The following is a 14,689-nucleotide window of genomic DNA, read 5'->3' as shown; positions in this document are numbered from 1 at the left end:
GCAATTTTCCTCGGAAAGACTCATAATGTCCGCCCTATCGACCCCAAACGCAGCACCGAAGCGTGCATGGCGTGAAGAAATTATTGCGATGCTGGCCTTGGGCTGGCCGATGATTCTGACCAATCTGGCCCAAACGGCCATGACGGCAACTGATGTCATGATGATGGGCTGGGTGGGCCCGCACACGCTGGCTGCCGGAGCGCTTGGCACCAACCTTTATTATGTCCCGATGATCTTCGGCCTGGGTCTCATGCTCGCGACATCTCCGATGATGTCGCGCGAGCTTGGCCGCAATAAATACACCGTTCGCGAAATCCGCCGGACCGTGCGGCAGGGTCTTTGGATTGCCGTCACGATCTCCATTCCCATCTGGTTCATGCTCTGGAACACACAGACTATTCTGACAGCCATGGGACAGGACCCGGCGCTTGCCGCCGAAGCGGGTGCCTATGTGCGGGCGCTGCAATGGGCGGCGCTGCCCTTCTATTGCTATATCGTGGTTCGCTCATTTATCGCCGCTCTGCAACGTCCGGGCTGGGCGCTGGTCATTGCCATTCTTGCCGTTCTGTTCAACGCCTTCGCCAATTGGTGCCTGATTTTTGGCAATCTCGGTTTCCCGAAGCTCGGCATTGTCGGTTCGGGCATTGCCACAACGCTTTCCTCTGCCCTCATGTTCATCGGTCTGGTCATTGTCGTTTTGCGGGATCGGCAATTTCGCCGGTACCACCTGTTCGGCCGCTTCTGGCGCGCAGACTGGGCGCGCTATGGCGAACTACTGCGCCTCGGCTTGCCTATCGCCGCGATCCTAAGTTTCGAAGTGACCATTTTCAACGCCGCAGCCTTCCTGATGGGTATTATTGGGCCGGATTCGCTGGCCGCCCACGCCATCGCTATCCAGATCGCCTCGATAGCCTTCATGGTGCCATTGGGATTCGGCCAGGCGGCAACGGTCCGCATCGGCCGCGCCTATGGTGCACAGGATAAGGAAGGCATCAAACGTGCGGGATGGGTGGCATTTGCAGCAGGTACCGGCTTTATGGTGCTCACGGCACTGCTCATGCTCATCGTTCCATTGCAGCTGATCCGTGCATTCATTGATATCAATGATCCGGCCAATGCGCCTGTTGTTTCGCTTGCCGTGACCTTTCTGGCCTTTGCCGCGCTTTTCCAGATTTTTGATGGAGCACAGGCCGTTGCCAGCGGCATGTTGCGCGGCCTGCATGATACAACCATACCGATGATCTATGCAGCGATTGCCTATTGGGGCATCGGTCTGCCGCTGTCGGTCGCTTTCGGCTTCTGGCTGAAAATGGAAGGTGCGGGGATCTGGCTCGGCCTGCTTTCCGGCCTGGCCGCCGCCGCTCTATTGCTGATGAGCCGCTGGCTGCGCCGGGAAAAACTGGGCATTGAGATTATCAGGCATTAGGCAAATAAGTGCCACCAAATCAAAAATCGATGGTCCGTCCCTTGATTTCCCAATCGCCGAAACGGGCTGGGTCCTTGCCCCCGCGCCCGCCAATTTCCCGCGGCTGGCTGGCTTGTTCCTGATCAGCCTTGTGGCGTGCCTCGGCTTCCAGCAATGCGCGCTGGGCAGCAGGTGGCAGTTGATCGAAAGGCTTGCGCGACGTTTGATCAGTATTGTCGGCCTGCGGCGTCCCTGATGTCTGGTTACTGGTCATTCTGGTCTGTCCATCATTGAAGCTTGCTGTAGGAAACACCATCATATACCGGAAGATGTCTAACAAAAGGAATGATCTTGATACCTGATATGTTCACAATGCGGAGATTGAAACCATGAATGTCATGCGCACTGGAATGCTGCTCGCCTTCATGACCGCCTTGTTTATGGGCGTTGGCTTTCTCATTGGCGGTACGGCGGGCATGATGATTGCCCTCGTTGTTGCAACAGGCATGAACCTTTTCAGCTACTGGAACTCAGACAAGATGGTCCTGCGGATGTACAATGCCGTTGAAGTGGACCAGAACAACGCTCCTGAATATTACGGCATCGTTCGTGACCTTGCTGCACGCGCCGGCCTGCCCATGCCGCGCGTCTATCTTATCGAAAATGATCAGCCGAACGCTTTTGCCACCGGGCGCAATCCGCAGAACGCCGCTGTTGCAGCATCAACCGGCCTGTTGCATCGCCTTTCGCCCAACGAAGTCGCAGCTGTCATGGCGCATGAGCTTGCTCACGTCGAACACAGGGATACGCTGACGATGACCGTCACCGCCACACTTGCTGGAGCGATCTCCATGCTTGGCAATTTTGCCATGTTCTTTGGCGGCAACCGCAACAATAATCCTCTTGGCATGATCGGCACGCTCGTTGCCATGATCGTTGCGCCCTTTGCCGCCATGATCGTACAGATGGCCATCAGCCGGACGCGCGAATATTCCGCTGACCGGCGCGGTGCGGAAATTTGCGGCAACCCCCTGTGGCTCGCATCGGCGTTGAACAAGATTGCGCGCGGTGCAAAGCAGATCGTCAATGAAGAAGCCGAGCGCAATCCGGCCTCCGCGTCGCTTTTCATCATCAATCCCCTGAGCGGCCAAGGAGCTGACAATTTGTTTTCGACCCATCCGAGCACGGAAAACCGTATTGCAGCCTTGGAGGCCATGGTTGACGAGTTTCGCCAGCGCCCAGCTCCAGAACAATCAACGGCAACGCCCGCTGCTCCGGCACAGGAAGAACCCGAAAACGATGAGCCTTCCCCGTGGGGCCGTGACGGTTCCTCGCGCAAAGGCCCATGGGCATGAGCGTGGGACAGGAGCGGAAACGGCCATTCGGAAAGAAAGCCAACGCGTCAGACTACCATGAGGCTGAAGACCGCCCGGGGCTGGCCGCGCGCCAATGTGCGACCCGGTTGCTCGGTGCGGTGATTGAAAAGCAGACGTCGCTGGATGGCCTGACCGACAACAGCAACGGCCATCCGCAATATATGGCGCTGGATGACCGCGACCGCTCGCTGGTTCGCGCCATACTTGGTGCAGCCCTGCGCAATCGCGGCACCATCGAAGCAATCATCGGCCAGTTGATTGACCGTCCATTACCGGAAAATGCCGTTGCCCTGCGCCATCTGCTGCATGTGGCCGCAGCCCAGATGCTCTATCTCGATCTGCCTGACCGTGCGGCCGTCGATCTGGCTGTGACCGCCGCCAATAATGATCCGCGCAATCGTCGTTTTGCCTCCATGGTCAACGCAGTTCTGCGCCGTCTGTCGCGCGAAAAAGACACGCTTGCCGCCGCTGCAAGCAATGTACCTGCGTGGTTCGAGGACAGTCTTATTGCCGCCTATGGCAAGGAAAAGACGCAGGCGATCCTCGAGATACAAAGCAAGGAGCCACCCATTGATCTCACGGTCAAAGGCGATCCGCAGGAATGGGCGGAACGCCTTGGCGGCGTTGCCCTTCCAACCGGTTCGGTACGCATGGCTCAGGTGGACGGCGCGCTGACCAGTCTTCCCGGCTTTGCCGAGGGTGACTGGTGGGTGCAGGATACCGCCGCAAGCCTGCCTGCCAAGCTCTTTGGCGACATCAAGGGCAAGCGCGTTGCCGACCTTTGTGCGGCACCGGGTGGCAAGACAGCGCAATTGGCACAGGCCGGAGCAAAGGTCACGGCTCTCGACCTTTCCGCCAACCGGTTGAAGCGACTGCGATCCAACCTCGAACGTCTGCAGCTTGATGCCGAAACCGTGGAAGCCAATCTCGCCGCCTACACGCCTGCCGAACTCTTCGACGCGGTTCTGCTCGATGCGCCTTGCTCGTCAACAGGCACTGTGCGGCGTCATCCGGATGTTCCGTGGACAAAATCACCTGCTGATATCCAGAAGCTTGCAACGCTTCAGGCCAAGCTGCTTGATCATGCGGTCACACTCGTCCGCCCCGGTGGCGTCGTGGTCTTCTCCAATTGTTCGCTTGATCCGCTTGAAGGCGAAAAGGTTGCCAATGATCTTTTGGCAAAGAATTCGTCCATCGAATTGCTGCCGGTCAACAAGGATGAAGTGGGCGGACTGGGCGAACTGATCACCCCGGAGGGCTACGTGCGCTCCACGCCTGCCGACCTTTCCAATGAGGACCCGGCCCTCTCGGGCATGGATGGTTTCTTTGCGGCACGGTTTCGCCGGAAAGATTAAAATCGAATACTAAAATTTTAACTGTTTTGGTTGCATAGTCCCGGTTTGTCGTCGATGGGTTGAAACCAGAGCAATGATTTCAGCGTGCTGGAGCAACATCCCGCCATGCGGGACATGTTTCGCGAATGTACGCGAAAGCAGACTGAAGTGCGCCGGAACGCGGCGAAGCGAGGAAATGCCGCGAGATGGTCGCGTTTAGCGAAACACCGCAATTGTGGGGACTTGCGACTGCGCAATTGTGGCGCCGTTTCCGCAGACGCTTGCGCATGGGACCGTTGTTTCGCTGGCGTTTTACCGGTTTCACGCCGGAGCGCGTGCTGATTGCCCCGCAGGATTTGCGACCCGCCGATCCGCAACTGGCCGAAGAGTTTTATCATGGCCGCTTTGCCCTCGCCGGGCGGGTGGTGGAAACCGGCGGCCGTTCTCCCTTCATCGTCGAGCCACCCAATGCCGCTTGGCAGGCCGCCCTGCACAATTTCGGCTGGCTGCGCCATATGCGCGCCTCCGGCACCGAGCTTGCAACAGCCAATGCCCGCGCGCTGCTCAGCGACTGGATTACCAGCCATGGCCGCTCAATCGGTGGTCCCGCATGGACGCCTGAAGTAACGGCCCAACGCATCATCGCTTGGTTGCAGCATTCCAGCCTTATTCTGGCCGGTGCGGATTTACGCGCCTACCGCCAGTTCATGCGCTCACTCGCCACGCAAGTGCGGTACCTCCGCACCATGGCCGCTGTCATGGATGATGGCGAAGAGAAACTGCGTGCCCGCATTGCCCTCGCCTTTGCCGCGCTGGCTCTGCCTGTGTCATCGAATACAGCCCGCTCCGCCCGCCGCAATCTCGAATTTGAACTCGTCCATCAGATCCTGCCGGATGGCGGACATATTTCCCGCAATCCGCTGACAGTGCTTGAACTTCTGGCTGACCTTCTTCCGCTCCGCCAGACCTATGCCAGCGGCACGGAAGCGCCGCCGAAAGCGCTGATGGAAGCCATTGAACGCATGCTGCCCGCATTGCGCTTCTTCCGCCATCACGACGGCAATCTGGCCCTGTTCAACGGCGTCGGTGCAACAATGCCGGAGCGTGTCATCGCTGTACTCCGTCACGATGATATTGGCGGCCTGCCGCTGACGCACGCTGTGCATTCCGGCTATGAGCGGCTGTCGATGGATTCAACCACCATCATTGCCGATACGGGACTTGCACCGCCGGTGACTGCATCGCGCGATGCCCATGCGGGTTGCCTCTCCTTCGAAATGTCCTCCGGGCGCAATCGCTACGTCGTCAATGCTGGCGTTGACCGCTATGGCCCCGAAGAGTTTCGCCCGCTCGCGCGCTCCACAGCCGCCCATTCCACCGCGACACTCAACGACACCTCATCATGCCGTTTCAGCGCGACCTCCGGTCTTTCCACCATGATCGGCACCCCGATCATTGCCGGGCCGACAAAGGTCAATGTGGAGCGGATTGAACGGCCGGGCGCCGTCGGCTTTGTCGCTAACCACAATGGCTATATCAGGCCATTCGGCATCTATCACGAACGCCAGATTGTCCTGTCGCACAATGGCAGTGTCATTGAAGGCATAGACAGTTTCTTTGCCGCAGGCCGCAACCCCCTGCGCGGAACCGGCCGTGAGAACGTGGTTATCCGTTTTCATCTTCATCCATCCGTCATTATCAGCGTCGATGATAACGGCCTGATCATTCTGCAGGTGGACAATGACGATATCTGGATGTTCTCCGCTACCGTCCAGCCCTTCATCGAAGACTCGCTGTTTTTTGCCGGTTTCCGTGGCCCGGTCAAAACCCGTCAGATCACGCTTTCGCTGAATGCGTCGCAACTGCCTGAGGTCGAATGGCAATTCACCCGGACGGCCCTCGGCGCTTATGGTTAGGGGAAAAGCGCCCCAATTCCTCCAAATCTGCGATCAGAAGTAGGATTCTGAGACAGCCTGTGCTAACCGGCTGTCCAAATCCCCCAAACTTTTCCGCTGAGGACGAATTCTCCCATGGCCGTCACTGCAAAATCCATTCCCGCTCCGAACCTTCATCCCGTCAAGCGCGCGCTTATATCCGTATCCGACAAGACAAGCCTTACCGCGCTTGCCCATGCACTGCACCGGCACGGCATTGAAATCCTCTCGACGGGCGGCACATCCAAGACGATCGCGGCTGAAGGCATCCCGGTCACGGATGTTTCGGAGATCACCGATTTTCCTGAAATCATGGATGGCCGCGTCAAAACCCTGCATCCCAAGGTGCATGGCGGTCTTTTGGCGGTGCGTGATGATCCTGAACACGCCGACGCGATGAAGGCTCACGGTATTGGCGCTATCGATCTTGCCGTCATCAACCTCTATCCCTTTGAAGAAGTCCGCCATTCCGGCGCCGACTACGCCAACATCGTCGAGAATATCGACATTGGTGGCCCGGCCATGATCCGCGCTGCTGCCAAGAACCATGCCTATGTCGGTGTCGTCACCGATACCGGCGACTACGAGATGGTCATCGCCATGCTCGACAAGCACGAAGGATCGCTGCCTTACTCATTCCGCCAGAGTCTTGCCGCCAAGGCCTATGCCCGCACGGCAACCTATGATGCGGCCATCTCAGGCTGGTTTGCCGAAGCGCTGATGACCGAAACACCCTCACGCCGGGCCATCGGCGGTCATTTGCACTCGGTCATGCGCTATGGCGAGAACCCGCACCAGTCAGCGGGCTTTTACCTCACAGGCGAAAAGCGCCCCGGTGTTGCCACCGCAACCCAGCTGCAGGGCAAGCAGCTTTCCTACAACAACATCAACGATACGGACGCGGCATTCGAGCTTGTTGCCGAATTTGATCCCGCACGCACAGCGGCTGTTGCCATCATCAAACATGCCAACCCATGCGGCGTGGCTGAAGGAGCAACGCTGAAGGAAGCTTATCTCAAGGCTCTGGCCTGTGATCCCGTGTCGGCTTTCGGTGGCATCGTTGCGCTCAACAAAACACTGGATGCAGACGCCGCCGGGGAAATCGTCAAGACTTTCACTGAAGTCATCATAGGGCCCGATGCAACGCCGGAAGCACAGGCAATTGTTGCCGCCAAGAAGAATCTGCGCCTGCTGGTTACCGGCGGCCTGCCTGATCCGCGTGCATCCGGCATCACTGCCAAAACCGTTGCCGGCGGCATTCTCGTCCAGTCGCGTGACAGCGGCGTGGTTGACGATCTTGATCTCAAGGTCGTGACCAAGCGCGCGCCGACCGAACAGGAAATGATTGATCTGAAGCTGGCTTTCCGTATCGCCAAGCATGTGAAATCCAATGCCATTGTCTATGTAAAGGACGGCGCAGCAGTTGGCATCGGCGCTGGACAGATGAGCCGCGTTGATTCGGCCCGCATTGCCGCCCGCAAGGCCGAAGACGCCGCCGAGGCCGCTGGATTGGCGGCACCGCTGACGAAGGGTTCGGTCGTGGCTTCCGATGCGTTCTTCCCCTTCGCCGATGGATTGCTGTCAGCAGTCGCTGCTGGTGCAACCGCCGTTATTCAGCCGGGTGGTTCCATGCGGGATGAGGACGTTATCGCAGCTGCCGATGAACATGGCATTGCCATGGTGTTCACCGGCATGCGCCACTTCAGACACTAGGTTTTACCGGAACTGCGGCCGGATAGGGTGTTCGCAACAGAACAGCCAGTCCGGCCAGCAAAAAGACAATGATCATCGCCATGCCAAGGCGTGGCGACCCACTGACCGCAGTGACTGTTGCAACCACAAATGGCGCGAGAAAACTCGTTGCCCGCCCTGAAAGGGCATAGATACCGAAATAGCGGCCAGCCTCATCGATTGACACACTACGCGCCATGTAGGAGCGCGATGACGCCTGCACGGGCCCGAAGGCGACACCGATGAGAAGCCCGAAGACGATGAAGGCTTTCTCCGCTGGCGTTCCAAACAACCCACCCGTATCTGCGCCATTGAGCGGCAGAAGGCCGAACAGCGTGTAGCCCGGTCCAGTCGAGACGATGCCGATTGTCGCGATGGTCAAAAGCACCAGTGAAATGACCACAACCACCTTTGATCCAATCCGGGTGTCGAGGTAGCTCGCAGCAAGGCAGCCAAATATCGCGACGACATTGAGGATGATGCCGTAAATGCCGATCTCCGCTGTCGCCCAGCCGAACATGGTTGCAGCGAAAGCCCCACCAAGCGCAATCAGTGCATTGACACCATCCTGATAGATCATCCGCGCAATGAGAAAGCGCAGAATTCCGGGACGCTGCCGCACCTCACCAATAGTGGATTTCAGTTCGGCGATCCCCATATGCACCGCCTTGCCGACAGGCAATCCCTTGGCGCTATCGGGCGTGAATAAGAACATGGGCAGCACGAAAACCAGATACCACAGAGCTGACAGAGGGCCGGTCGCGCGATCTCCCTCTCCTGCCGCAGGATCAAGACCGAGGATCGGATTTAACCCGAGCATGGTTTTTCCCGTTTCAGGGGAACCAGCCATGAAGGCAACGACAAAGATCAGCGCGATCATGCCGCCGAGATAACCAAGGCCCCACGCCATGTTGGAGATGCGGCCTATATCCTTTTCCGGCACAAGCCGGGGCATCATCGAATCGTTGAAGACGATGGAGAATTCAGCCGCAATCGATGCCAGTGAAAAGAAGATCAGCGGCACGATCAGGCTTGAACCCGGCGCCGCAAACCACAGCATCGACAAGGCAAAGATCTGGATGACGGCAAAGAAACCGATCCACGGCTTTCGCGCTCCGGACTGGTCGGCAATCGAACCAAGGACCGGCGACAGCACCGCGATGATAAGCCCGGATATGGCAATGCCATAGCCCCAGGCAGCCTGACCAATGGCGGGATCATCAGCCATCCGCGCGACGAAATAGGGACCGAAAATAAAGGTCGTAACGACGGTAAAAAATGGCTGCGCCGCCCAGTCGAAGAGCATCCATCCCCAGATGCCCCGTTTAGACGCAGCCATTTCGTTTCCTTCCCCTGATCCGATGTCCTGATTTGTCTAGGACAGATCGGAAAGCAATCCAGCGGCAACGGCAAGGCGTGATACGGTCAAATCACCGCCCTCGACAATGTTTGCCATACGCTGACGCACTTCATCGACCCGTGTGCCTCGCCCGGCGAGCCACTCCTTGGCGGGATCGGGCTTCTTGCCATATTCGCTGAGCGCCGCAGCAGCAATGCCCCGGCGTGCCTGCGATATGAGGTCCGTGGCCCGCGCAAGTGCAAGACCATCATAATAGTCAGCGACAGAAACGCCGCGTGCCGCCTCTTCGATGCGTCCGATGCGGAAGGCTTCGGAAATATCGAAATAGGCCTTGGCCGCACTGGCAATATCAATGCCCGCCTGCTGCGCCACTGCGGCGATATCAGGGATGATTGGCGCAATCTCCAACCGGGCAAGCTGGGCTGCCAGCGGTGCGGGTGCGCCCTGCGTCGCATAGACTGCCGTATCATCGCGGATCTGATTGCTCATGGATACGGGCAGCAGCTTTTCCAGCTTCGGCTGCAAGGCACTGCGCGCGCCCTTGATTTCTTCAATCGCCGCCTGCAGACCCACACCACCTGTCCTGTTGCGCAGCACCCATGCGGTCGTCCAGTTCAGCATCTGCGCCACCTTGGCGTAGAGGCCATTCTGGACATCACCGGGCAGCGCATTATCGAGCGCATCAATGTCGGCAAACAGGGCATCAACCTCAAAACCGTCACGCACGATGACATAGGCCCGGACGATGTCGGATGCCGATTGCCCCGTCAGGTCGGAAAGACGGCTGACAAAGGTTGGTCCACCCCGGTTGATAATGTCATTGGCAAGCTGTGTAGCGATGATTTCGCGGCGCAGACGATGGGTGCGGATTTCCTCGCCAAACCCTTCCTTCATCTGACGCGGGAAATAATCAAGCAGTTCCCGTTCGAGATAAGGATCATCAGGCAGATTGCTCGCCAGCAACTGATCCAACAGAACGATCTTGGCATAGGCGAGCAGGACACCGAGTTCCGCGCGGCTGAGAGCAATGCCATCGGCCTGACGTTCCGCCAGCACCTTATCATCAGGCAAAGTTTCAACCTTGCGATTGAGCAGCTTGCGCGCTTCGAGATCACTCATGAATCGTGCCTGATAGGCAAGATCCGCCAAGCCACGGCGCTGGGCAAGCGAGAGCGCCAGCGTTTGCAGGTAATTGTTCCGCAGGACAAGATCGCCAACCTCGTCGGTCATCGACTCCAGAAGTTTGTCGCGCTTGTCGCGCTGCAATTTTCCGGAACGCATGGCCTGCGCCAGCGCAATCTTGATGTTGACCTCGACGTCGGATGTGTTCACACCGGCCGAATTATCGATAGCGTCCGAATTGCAGCGTCCGCCAGCAAGACCAAATTCGATACGCGCTTTTTGAGTGACGCCGAGATTGGCACCTTCGCCAATGACTTTTGCCCGCACATCCAGTCCGGTAATACGGATCGCATCATTGGCGCGGTCGCCAACTTCCGCATCATTCTCAAAGCTTGAACGGATATAGGTGCCGATACCGCCGAACCACAGGAGATCAACAGGCGCTTTCAGGATCGCTGTCATGATCTCAAATGGTGTTGCCGTGGTCTTGGCAAGACCAATCACCTTGGCAGCTTCTTTCGACAGCGTGATCGACTTCTGCGAACGGGAAAACACCCCGCCGCCTGCCGAAATCTTCGACTTGTCATAGTCCTGCCAGCTGGAACGCGGCAGATTGAACAGTCGCTGCCGCTCTTTCAGGCTGGCTTTGACGTCGGGTTCCGGATCAATAAAGATATCGCGGTGATCGAATGCCGCCACCAATTTTGTCTGCGGCGAAAGCAACATGCCGTTGCCGAAGACGTCGCCGGACATATCGCCGACGCCCACAGCCACGAAAGGCACTTTCTGGATATCCGTACCGATTTCGCGGAAATGCCGCTTCACGGCCTCCCATGCACCACGGGCGGTAATGCCCATCTTCTTGTGGTCGTAGCCTGCAGAGCCACCCGATGCAAACGCGTCATCCAGCCAGAAATCATGTGCCTGACTAATGGCATTGGCCGTATCGGAGAAGGTCGCGGTGCCCTTGTCAGCAGCAACGACGAAATAGGGATCGTCACCATCGAGCCGCAGGATATTATCAGGTGGCACAACCGTTTCACCGTGCAGATTGTCGGTAACCGATAGCAGCGTTGCGATGAACGTGATGTAGGCGGAACGGCCCGCTTCAAAGATTACATTGCGGTCGCCGCCGGTTGGCAGGCGTTTCGGGTAGAAGCCGCCCTTGGCACCAACAGGCACGATAACAGCGTTCTTGACCTGCTGTGCCTTCACCAGACCCAGCACTTCTGTGCGGTAATCCTGCGCACGATCCGACCAGCGCAATCCGCCACGGGCAACAGGGCCAAAGCGCAGGTGTACGCCCTCGACCTCAGGACCATAGACAAAGATTTCGCGATAGGGCCGTGGCTCCGGCAGATCATCAAGTGCCCGTGGATCAAGCTTGAAGGCCAGCGTCACACGCTCGCTGCCATCTTCCTCCGGTGCAAAGGCGTTGGTGCGCAGGGTCGATTCGATCAGGTTGAGGAAGCGACGCAGGATGCGGTCATCATCAAGACTTGGAACACCTTGAAGCGCCTCTTCAATCGTAGCGCGGATTGTTGCCTGCTTGCGCTCGGACTGAGCCGTTGCACCCTTTTTCGGATCAAGTCTCTGTTCAAACAGACCGAACAATTGCTTGGCAATCTCAGGATAACGATTAAGCGCTATTGCGATAAAATCCTGCGAATAGGGAATACCCGCCTGTTGCAGATAGCGGCCATAGGCGCGCAGGATGATGATCTGGCGTGCCGTCAATTGCCCCGTTAGCGCAAGTGCGTTGTAGCCATCATTATCGGAAGCGCCGCCCCAGATATTGCGGAACACATCTTCGAACAGATCGCCATTGTCCCTGAGGTCAATCGGCGAGCCCGATGTGCTGACCAATTCCATGTCATGCACGAAGAGCGGGCTTCCATCTGCAGCGGGAAGGGCAAAGGTCTGCTCGCTGATGACACGGAAACCCATATTCTCAAGCAGCGGCACGCGCTGGGACAGGGCAACAGCCGAGCCATAATGATAGATTTTCAGCGATGCGGCATTGGGACCGTCTGTCCGGTGGCGATAAAAATCAACGAATAGCGGATTGGTACGCGACAGTCCGGCAATACGGCTGGCATCAACCAGCGCCTCATCCGGCGAAAAGTTTTCGCGGTAGGAATCCGGGAATGCCGCAGCAAGTGACGAAAACTCGGCAAGGCCGCTGCGATCGCCAACTTCAGCCACCGCATCTTCCCAGGTGCGAACAATGGAACGAACGGTCTCTTCCAGAGCCTCCCGTTTGACTTTCGGAAAATCATTATCCGCATGGCCGATGATGAAATGAACGCGGGCCAGATTGCCCTCGGGGAACGCCGGGTAATAGGCAGAAACATGTCCCTCATAGACGGCCGCGAAATAGGAACCCATCTTCTCACGCACGATGGAATCATAACGCTCACGCGGAACATAAACGATGATCGAGGCAAACCGGCCAAACGGATCAATGCGCGGCAGCACGCGCACGCGCGGACGCTCGCCAAGTGCCAGAATGATTTCGGCATTGCGGGTCAATGTCTTGACGTCGATCTGGAAAAGATCATCGCGTGGATAGCTCTCGAGAACCTTGATCAGCTGTTTGCCCGAGTGATCCTCGCGGTTGAAGCCGAGACGGCTGATAACCGCTTCCGTCTTTGACCTGAGATAGGGGATTTTCAGCACGGAGCGCGTATAGGCTCCTGAGGTGAACAGTCCAACGAAGCGCAATTCGCCGCTCACCTTGCCCTGCGCGTCATATGTCTTGACGCCGATATAATCCATATAGCCGCGGCGATGCACCAGCGACTTGGTATTTGCCTTGGTGACGATCAGCGGCTCGGGACCCGTGAGGAACGCAATGATCTGCGGCGTGGTCGTCACGCCCTGATTGCCACGTTTGAGCACGCGGACATCCGGATCGCGCAGGATGCCAAGGCCGGTTTTACCCGACCGTTCCAGTTCACCCTGACTATTATCCCCCTGATAGTCGTACTCGCGAACGCCGAGGAAGGTAAAATTATTGTCGCGCAGCCATTCCAGAAATTCGACCGCTTCTTCGGCAGCCGCTTTCTTCATGGGCGTTTTGCCAGTCCTGTAGGTTTCGATGGCATCATCGAGACGAGCGACCATGGCAGCGCGGTCATTGACCGCCTCACGCACATGCCGAAGCAAGGTAGTCAAAGCCTCCACGAGGATTTCGCGTGCGGGAGCATCCAGAGCGGGCACATGAATCTGCATCACGGAGACGCGAGCTTCGTCCTTGCCGGGCTTATCCGGACCTGCCGCGCCGATAACCGAGCCGCTTTTCTTGTCCACATCCATCACCGGATGCAGGACCAGATAGACGGAACTGACCCGTTCGCTGATCTCGCCGAGGACCGAGTCGAGCAGGAAAGGCATGTTATCGTTGATGAGGGTGACAACGGTGATCGGCCTGCCATCGCGGTAAACAGCGTTGCCATCGGAAAGATCAATCAGCGGCTTGCCCGTTTTGAACTGTTTCAGGGCCGCTTCGGCAAGCTTGGCTGACGCCGTCAAGGCACCAGCATCATAATCTGCGAGGTCTTCTGCCGGAGCGCGGGCAAACAGCAGATCCTCAAACAAACCGGGTGCTTGCTTCTTTTCTTTCGTGGCTTTTACTGCTTTTGACTTCGGAGCGGCTTTTGCGCCCGATTTTTTCGTTGAAGCCATCAGAATCTCTCCCTGAACCGGCATTTTGGCTGATCATAGCCACTGAAATTGTATTTTCGACCGCAAACTGCACGCCAGACGTAAAATTCGCATGACATTGCGCAGGTTACAATTCGACCAAATGGTCATCGAGTTCGTTGACGTTATCGGGACCTGCTGGAAAGTGTGTTTCCAGCAGCCGCCCCGCTTGCTGAATGGCCTTGAGAAAACCGGAAGCATGGTCATCTTGCGCCGCATGATCTGTCAGGATTGTGACAATGCCGTTCCATTCTTCCTGAGCAACTTTTGCATTGATACCGGCATCGGCCACAACCTCCGCATAACGCTCCGCCAGCGATACAAACAGCAGGATGCCCGTGCGCTTTTCGGTGAGGTGCACATTGCGCGTCAGAAACTGCTGGACCGCATTGAGATGCGCGCGCTGGTAGAGAATACGCTTGGGAACAAACCGCAGGCTGAGGCCGGGTATGAGCCAGAGCAGTAAAATGGCAGTCGCGAAGGCTGCAAGGATCGCCAGACCAAAGAGCGGCAATGAGATGGTAAACCAGTACCAATGGGCCGCCAGCGCTACGATGATGGCTGCAATAAGAATCCCAACCGTAACGGCAAAACCGGCAACGAAGAAATAGCTGTCGCTGCTGCGGGCGAGTACCGCATAGATTTCGCCGCTCGTCCGGCTCTCTGCATCGCGGATCGCTGCGGCAATACGGGCATGATCATCATCATTCATCACTGACATG

At 57.6% G+C, this 14,689-nt stretch carries 9 protein-coding genes; 5 read left to right on the top strand and 4 right to left on the bottom strand.

Going from position 1 to position 14,689, the window contains the following annotated elements; all coding sequences use genetic code 11:
- The first annotated feature begins 25 nt into the window (after window positions 1-25).
- Complete coding sequence (locus tag BLU05_RS09805; RefSeq protein WP_091879579.1) at window positions 26-1,426, top strand: MATE family efflux transporter; 1,401 nt, start codon at window positions 26-28, stop codon at window positions 1,424-1,426.
- A 19-nt stretch (window positions 1,427-1,445) separates the two neighbouring features.
- On the opposite strand, the gene BLU05_RS09800 is transcribed toward BLU05_RS09805, so the two are convergent.
- Window positions 1,446-1,679 carry a DUF1674 domain-containing protein gene (locus BLU05_RS09800; RefSeq protein WP_244518245.1) on the bottom strand — a complete coding sequence of 78 codons (234 nt, stop codon included), beginning with the start codon at window positions 1,677-1,679 and terminating at the stop codon, window positions 1,446-1,448.
- 115 nt (window positions 1,680-1,794) lie between these two features.
- Here BLU05_RS09800 and htpX point away from each other — a divergent pair, with 115 nt between their 5' ends.
- From htpX to purH, 4 genes are all read left to right on the top strand, one after another.
- Complete coding sequence (gene htpX, locus BLU05_RS09795; RefSeq protein ID WP_091879576.1) at window positions 1,795-2,760, top strand: zinc metalloprotease HtpX; 966 nt, start codon at window positions 1,795-1,797, stop codon at window positions 2,758-2,760.
- Window positions 2,757-4,136, top strand: coding sequence for an RsmB/NOP family class I SAM-dependent RNA methyltransferase (locus tag BLU05_RS09790; RefSeq protein ID WP_091880222.1), 1,380 nt, complete (start codon window positions 2,757-2,759; stop codon window positions 4,134-4,136). Before htpX ends, BLU05_RS09790 begins: the two co-directional genes overlap by 4 nt.
- A gap of 185 nt (window positions 4,137-4,321) precedes the next feature.
- Window positions 4,322-6,031 (top strand): heparinase II/III family protein, encoded by a 1,710-nt coding sequence (locus tag BLU05_RS09785; protein ID WP_091879574.1) that lies wholly within the window; start codon window positions 4,322-4,324, stop codon window positions 6,029-6,031.
- A gap of 114 nt (window positions 6,032-6,145) precedes the next feature.
- Window positions 6,146-7,762 (top strand): bifunctional phosphoribosylaminoimidazolecarboxamide formyltransferase/IMP cyclohydrolase, encoded by a 1,617-nt coding sequence (purH, locus tag BLU05_RS09780; protein ID WP_091879573.1) that lies wholly within the window; start codon window positions 6,146-6,148, stop codon window positions 7,760-7,762.
- On the opposite strand, the gene BLU05_RS09775 is transcribed toward purH, so the two are convergent.
- From BLU05_RS09775 to BLU05_RS09765, 3 genes are all read right to left on the bottom strand, one after another.
- Window positions 7,752-9,119, bottom strand: a complete 1,368-nt coding sequence (locus tag BLU05_RS09775; protein ID WP_091879571.1) for an MFS transporter — start codon at window positions 9,117-9,119, stop codon at window positions 7,752-7,754. The genes purH and BLU05_RS09775 overlap by 11 nt on opposite strands.
- Window positions 9,120-9,155: 36 nt before the next feature.
- Window positions 9,156-13,949: an NAD-glutamate dehydrogenase gene (locus tag BLU05_RS09770; RefSeq protein WP_091879570.1), complete on the bottom strand. Its 4,794-nt coding sequence runs from the start codon at window positions 13,947-13,949 to the stop codon at window positions 9,156-9,158.
- Window positions 13,950-14,055: 106 nt separating this feature from the next.
- A complete protein-coding gene (locus BLU05_RS09765) occupies window positions 14,056-14,688 on the bottom strand; it encodes a TPM domain-containing protein (protein WP_091879568.1) in 633 nt (210 codons plus the stop codon).
- Window position 14,689 lies beyond the last annotated feature (1 nt).

It is taken from the genome of Phyllobacterium sp. OV277, assembly GCF_900104355.1.
In the GTDB taxonomy this organism is placed as follows: domain Bacteria; phylum Pseudomonadota; class Alphaproteobacteria; order Rhizobiales; family Rhizobiaceae; genus Phyllobacterium.
Note: the sequence above shows the minus strand (reverse complement) of the source record. Positions and strands in the feature narration are given on the sequence as shown.

Bases quoted from the DNA above. Each gene is read 5' to 3' on its own strand.
- BLU05_RS09805 (WP_091879579.1), top strand. From the start codon at position 26: ATGTCCGCCCTATCGACCCCAAACGCAGCACCGAAGCGTGCATGGCGT.
- BLU05_RS09800 (WP_244518245.1), bottom strand. From the start codon at position 1,679: ATGACCAGTAACCAGACATCAGGGACGCCGCAGGCCGACAATACTGAT.
- htpX (WP_091879576.1), top strand. From the start codon at position 1,795: ATGAATGTCATGCGCACTGGAATGCTGCTCGCCTTCATGACCGCCTTG.
- BLU05_RS09790 (WP_091880222.1), top strand. From the start codon at position 2,757: ATGAGCGTGGGACAGGAGCGGAAACGGCCATTCGGAAAGAAAGCCAAC.
- BLU05_RS09785 (WP_091879574.1), top strand. From the start codon at position 4,322: ATGGTCGCGTTTAGCGAAACACCGCAATTGTGGGGACTTGCGACTGCG.
- purH (WP_091879573.1), top strand. From the start codon at position 6,146: ATGGCCGTCACTGCAAAATCCATTCCCGCTCCGAACCTTCATCCCGTC.
- BLU05_RS09775 (WP_091879571.1), bottom strand. From the start codon at position 9,119: ATGGCTGCGTCTAAACGGGGCATCTGGGGATGGATGCTCTTCGACTGG.
- BLU05_RS09770 (WP_091879570.1), bottom strand. From the start codon at position 13,949: ATGGCTTCAACGAAAAAATCGGGCGCAAAAGCCGCTCCGAAGTCAAAA.
- BLU05_RS09765 (WP_091879568.1), bottom strand. From the start codon at position 14,688: ATGTCAGTGATGAATGATGATGATCATGCCCGTATTGCCGCAGCGATC.